Raw genomic sequence first — 4,807 nt, forward strand, 5'->3', positions numbered from 1 at the left:
TATGACTGATGTAACAAATTCGCAGAATGAAAAAAAAGGTATTTATCAATGTAATAGCTGCTTAACAAGATATGATAAACTTTATGGCGACCAGACAAATAACATTGAGAAAGATATTGATTTTGAAGCCCTGACCGATTACAAATGCCCGGTATGCGAAGCTCCTAAAAGTGAATATAGTTTGATTGAAGTAAAGAAATAAATGAACGCACCATCCTTTATTTAATTGTTAGGCAACTAACAGCGCGAGCCAGGTAAAAAGTCAAGGCCGGGCGGAGCAGCTGAAAGCGAACAACTCCCGTCCGCTTGTATAGCCTTTACTTTTTATCCCGGCGGTGGGCTATCTTCGCGGCGCGGGTGAATAAGGAATGGCAGGTAGGTCGTGTGTTAACCAAAACAGATCGGTTATAAGCGTAGCGAATTTCCGTTTTGCTATACATGGCGTGGTTGCTGGCCTAGTGGAACCCCAGCGAAGTTCATGATGTAATGCAGCCATTTGAGGTAACACTTCCTTTAATAATGATTTTATTTAACGGCCTAACAACGGACCCGGTCACAGCCTTGGTCTAAATCTTCTTCAGGGGCTCCTGTTTTTTTTGTATCAGGCTTTGTTGTTGTTTTCCGCGAGGAGTTGGGCTATCTCATTTGTAATCATGCTGTTTATCAGCCGCCAATCCTTATACCATGGCTTTGTTTTTGACTTAGTTCCCTTTCCGCCGCGCAAAAGCAATTAGCTCATAAATTTGTTCCAGGTCATTTTCGGGATGTTCAAAGTCTGTAGCAAAAGCTATTTTTTTAATGGGAGTAAACTTAGCCGTATGGGGGATGATCAATAGAGGTTTAATAGAGAATTCAATCAGTTCATGTGCATGATTTCCTAATAAAAAAGTGCCCAGCCTACCCGCATCATGTGATCCGGCTATGATCATATCAACTTTTTGCTTAGAGACTGCATCGTTTATGGTTTGCTTTACGGTTCCGACTTCGTTTAAATAATCCACAGGCGGCCTGAAACCATCCGTACGATCAGTTTGTTCCAGGTGCGCTTTTAAACGCTTTAATTCTTCAATAGAATCATCAAATAAAACATCACTCTCGCCCTGCGGCCAAACAGTCATGCCAGACATGGGCGCTTCTGCAGGTATCGCAATAGTATTACAAAGAAAAATTCCCGCTTTTAGCTGCTTGGCCAATAAGTACCCATATTTAGCCGCATGCCTTGCATTGGCCGAAAAATCTGTGGCGATCAATAGTTTTTTCATGATATGTAAAATTGCTTAAGCTTCTGTTCTTAAAAAATGATAGGAGTCACTATTCCGGGTGTTTATCATCATTGCCGGGCGAATAAATATTTAAGAAGTTTGACCTCATGTTAGGTGAATTAAACGAAGCACAAATTGAGGACCTCTTAATGATGCTGCCGGTTGGGCGCATAGGCTGCCACGCAGATGGCGTTACTTATATAGTGCCCATAAATTATGTTTATGAAGCTAATACTATATATGCTCATTCTGCTAAAGGAATGAAAATTGACATCATGCGGAAAAACCCCGATGTCTGCTTCCAGGTGGATGCTATTAATGACTTGGTAAATTGGGAAAGTGTAATCGCCTGGGGAAGGTTTGAAGAAATAACTGATATGCAGGAGCGACAACATGTTATGCAAATGATCATTAACAGGGTAATGCCACATATGCGAAGCGAAACTGCGCAGCCATCCCATGGGTTTATAGGCGATGCAAGTGACGTTGGGGATGATGTGAAACTGATTTTATATAAGATCAGCTTGAATAAAAAGACGGGGAGGTTTGAGAAAGGGTAATTTAATTTAATTAATCTTTCACGTAACCCGGCAAGGCGATTAATGTACTCGAAAAGCTAAAACCAATTTTCCTCTATGTGCAAATAGCATTTAAATGGGATAGTTTCTTTAAACTCATCAATGAATTGGTTTGAAAAATATACCATAGGGCGCACAAAAAGCGATTCACAATGCGGTCCCCTTTTTTATGTTCAAGCGTGGTGCTTGAATGGGTAACAATAAATGCTGTGGTTTATGAACAGTTTTAGTCTCCCTTTTTAAAAAAATGGATTGATACTAAAATTAACAGCGGTTACCCCCTATAGCCCCTGTACGGCATATCAGGGATTACATCAAGATAATAAATCGCATTAACCATAAATTTAGACAAAGTTTCTTTGGTATGAACAGGATTTTTTAATTTTTTATTCTTCTTTTTTACTAAAAAAAAATTAAGTAACTTTATTGTTACCAATTTATTATTGAACTGTTCAGTAATCTATAATCGGAAAGGATTTCATTATGGGAAAAGTGAGAAATATCTTAGAGGCTAAGAGCAAATCCTCAATTTTTGTAAGCCCGGATATTACTGTTTTTGAAGCACTGGAGTTAATGTTTGAAAAAAACGTAGGCGCTCTGTTAGTGGTGGACGAGGGGAAGTTCATCGGTATATTTACGGAAAGAGATTACGCGCGCAAGGTGATCCTGAAAGGGAAAGCTTCTAAAGAGACCCTTATCCGTGAAATCATGACGGAAGACCCAATTGTCGTATGTCCTGATAATACCATAGAAGATTGCATGAGGTTAATGACCAATAGATTTACAAGGCATTTACCGGTAATTGACAATGGTAAATTAGTGGGTATTATTTCTATCGGCGACGTAGTGAAATACATCATCGAAGAACAAAAATTCATTATTGAAAACATGGAGCATTACATTAAAGGCGAGGTGTAATTAATTATTGATAATTTCTTGCTAAAATTAAGGGAGCTACCAACTCAGGAGCTAAGCAGTTTATTTAGGTTGTTTTATACTTAACATAGTAATTATGAATGAATCAAACCCACCCGATGCACCGTTTTGGCCATTTATAGTTTATGGTGCTTTTATTTTAGTCTTAATGCTCCTTATTATTTCACTTTCCTATTTCCTTGGGCAGCGTCATGCAGACAGGGCCACCGGCCAGCCTTATGAATCGGGCATATTAGAAACAGGGTCGGCAAGGCTGCGTTTTTCGGCTCAATTTTATTTGGTGGCCATGATATTTGTCATTTTCGATATAGAAGTGGTGTTTATCGTTTTATGGGCCCTGGCATTTAAAGAATTAGGGTGGCCGGGCTATTGCAGCATCTGTATTTTTATTGGGTTGCTGTTTGCCGTGTTAATTTATGAGTGGAGCATTGGCGCATTGGATTTTGGCCCTGACGGGAAGAAGATTCTGAAAGCTTATCAAAAACTAAACCTAAAGAAAACTGTAACATGAAATGGTGGCTCAGTAATCCGGCTGAACCGGTAAGTGCGCTAAAAGGAACAGGTTCTTTTGAAGAATCTGTAGGGCAAAGTGTTATGCTTACCACAGTTCAGGATTTGCTGGCATGGGGGCGGAAAAACTCTATGTGGCCATTTCATTTTGGCCTTTCATGCTGTTTTGTGGAAATGGCTACCAGCTTAACCAGCAAATATGATGTCGCACGTTTTGGAGCAGAGGTAATACGCGGTACTCCCCGCGAAGCTGATGTAATGGTTATAGCCGGAACTGTTTTTGTAAAAATGGCTCCCATCATCAAACGTTTGCACGAACAAATGATGGAGCCTAAATGGGTTATCTCCATGGGCTCTTGCGCCAACTCCGGCGGTATGTATGATATTTACAGCGTTGTACAAGGGGTAGATAAGTTTTTACCTGTGGATGTATACGTACCTGGATGCCCGCCCCGGCCTGATGCTTTTATGCAGGGGTTAATGCTGTTGGCTGCCTCGGTAGGCAAAGAGCAAAGGCCTTTAAGCTGGGCCATTGGCCCCCAGGGAGTTATAAAGCCCGAACAAGTATCAATGAAAGAAGCAAAAAGGGAGGAGCGGAAAAAGATGATCGATTTCCGTTCCCCGGATGAGATTTAAAATATGTATTAATATTTATATAACCTAACAAAGTTTAAAAGCATGGATAACCATTCAGGCTTGTCAGAAGAATTGACCTCCAGATTCGGAGAGTCTGTTTTTACTCAGCAACTTACAGTTGATGAGGTGACTACTTTATGGGTTGCAAAAGAAAATACAACACAGGTACTTAACTATCTCAAGCACAGCATTCATCATCCTTTTGAATTACTGTATGATCTCTGCGCTGTTGATGAGCGAAGCCGGGCCAATAAAAATGGAACGCTATCTTCAGATTTTACAATTGTATATCATTTGTTTTCATTTAAACGGAACATCTTTGTCCGCCTCAAGGTAGCATTACGTGGCGATTATCCTTCTATACCATCTGTTAGTTCCTTATGGAAAAATGCCAATTGGTACGAACGCGAAGTTTATGATATGTTCGGCATCAATTTCGAAGGCCATCCTCATTTACGCCGTATCCTGATGCCGCTGACCTGGGAAGGTCACCCTTTGAGAAAAGAGCATCCTGCAAGGGCTACTGAAATGGGCCCCTTTAAACTTTGGGACGAAAAACAAGACCGCGAGCAAAATGCCCTGCAATTCCGGCCGGAAGATTGGGGCTTAAAAAGGCATAGTGAAGATGCCGATTTCATGTTTCTCAACCTGGGCCCTCAGCATCCTGGCACACATGGTGTTTTACGTATTATTCTCCAGTTAGACGGTGAAGATATTGTTGATGCTGTTCCGGATATTGGTTTTCATCATCGCGGAGCAGAAAAAATGGGCGAACGCCAGTCGTGGCACACCTACATACCTTACACCGACCGGGTAGATTATCTGGGTGGCGTAATGAACAACCTGGCTTATTTACTGGCGGTTGAAAAACTGGCCGGCATTAAC

Annotated in this window: 7 protein-coding genes; 6 read left to right on the forward strand and 1 reads right to left on the reverse strand. The window is 41.0% G+C overall.

Translation table 11 applies throughout. From position 1 onward, the window contains the following. On the forward strand, positions 1-202 hold a 202-nt coding region (locus JWQ54_RS01395), incomplete at its 5' end, for a rubredoxin (protein WP_299579115.1). A 499-nt stretch (positions 203-701) separates the two neighbouring features. Here the strand turns inward: JWQ54_RS01395 and JWQ54_RS01400 are convergent. Beyond that, positions 702-1,262 (reverse strand): universal stress protein, encoded by a 561-nt coding sequence (locus JWQ54_RS01400; RefSeq protein ID WP_299579117.1) that lies wholly within the window; start codon positions 1,260-1,262, stop codon positions 702-704. A 107-nt stretch (positions 1,263-1,369) separates the two neighbouring features. On the opposite strand from JWQ54_RS01400, the gene JWQ54_RS01405 reads away from it, so the two are divergent. From JWQ54_RS01405 to JWQ54_RS01425, 5 genes are all read left to right on the forward strand, one after another. Beyond that, entirely contained in the window at positions 1,370-1,822 is a 453-nt protein-coding gene (locus tag JWQ54_RS01405; protein WP_299579119.1) for a pyridoxamine 5'-phosphate oxidase family protein, read from the forward strand. A gap of 501 nt (positions 1,823-2,323) precedes the next feature. Beyond that, positions 2,324-2,758 carry a CBS domain-containing protein gene (locus JWQ54_RS01410; RefSeq protein ID WP_299579121.1) on the forward strand — a complete coding sequence of 145 codons (435 nt, stop codon included), beginning with the start codon at positions 2,324-2,326 and terminating at the stop codon, positions 2,756-2,758. A gap of 94 nt (positions 2,759-2,852) precedes the next feature. Then, on the forward strand, positions 2,853-3,287 hold the full coding sequence (locus tag JWQ54_RS01415; protein WP_299579123.1) for an NADH-quinone oxidoreductase subunit A: 435 nt from the start codon (positions 2,853-2,855) through the stop codon (positions 3,285-3,287). Continuing rightward, a complete protein-coding gene (gene nuoB, locus JWQ54_RS01420; protein WP_299579125.1) occupies positions 3,284-3,922 on the forward strand; it encodes an NADH-quinone oxidoreductase subunit NuoB in 639 nt (212 codons plus the stop codon). Before JWQ54_RS01415 ends, nuoB begins: the two co-directional genes overlap by 4 nt. A 42-nt stretch (positions 3,923-3,964) precedes the next feature. Next, positions 3,965-4,807, forward strand: an 843-nt coding sequence (locus JWQ54_RS01425; RefSeq protein ID WP_299579127.1) for an NADH-quinone oxidoreductase subunit C, incomplete at its 3' end; no start/stop codon positions are given.

Origin of the sequence: Mucilaginibacter sp., from assembly GCF_028288225.1 — a bacterium.
Classification (GTDB): Bacteria; Bacteroidota; Bacteroidia; order Sphingobacteriales; family Sphingobacteriaceae; genus Mucilaginibacter.

What these genes read in the sequence shown, in the direction of transcription:
- JWQ54_RS01410 (WP_299579121.1), top strand. Translation starts at nt 2,324, where the DNA reads ATGGGAAAAGTGAGAAATATCTTAGAGGCTAAGAGCAAATCCTCAATT.
- JWQ54_RS01415 (WP_299579123.1), top strand. Translation starts at nt 2,853, where the DNA reads ATGAATGAATCAAACCCACCCGATGCACCGTTTTGGCCATTTATAGTT.
- JWQ54_RS01405 (WP_299579119.1), top strand. Translation starts at nt 1,370, where the DNA reads ATGTTAGGTGAATTAAACGAAGCACAAATTGAGGACCTCTTAATGATG.
- nuoB (WP_299579125.1), top strand. Translation starts at nt 3,284, where the DNA reads ATGAAATGGTGGCTCAGTAATCCGGCTGAACCGGTAAGTGCGCTAAAA.
- JWQ54_RS01400 (WP_299579117.1), bottom strand. Translation starts at nt 1,262, where the DNA reads ATGAAAAAACTATTGATCGCCACAGATTTTTCGGCCAATGCAAGGCAT.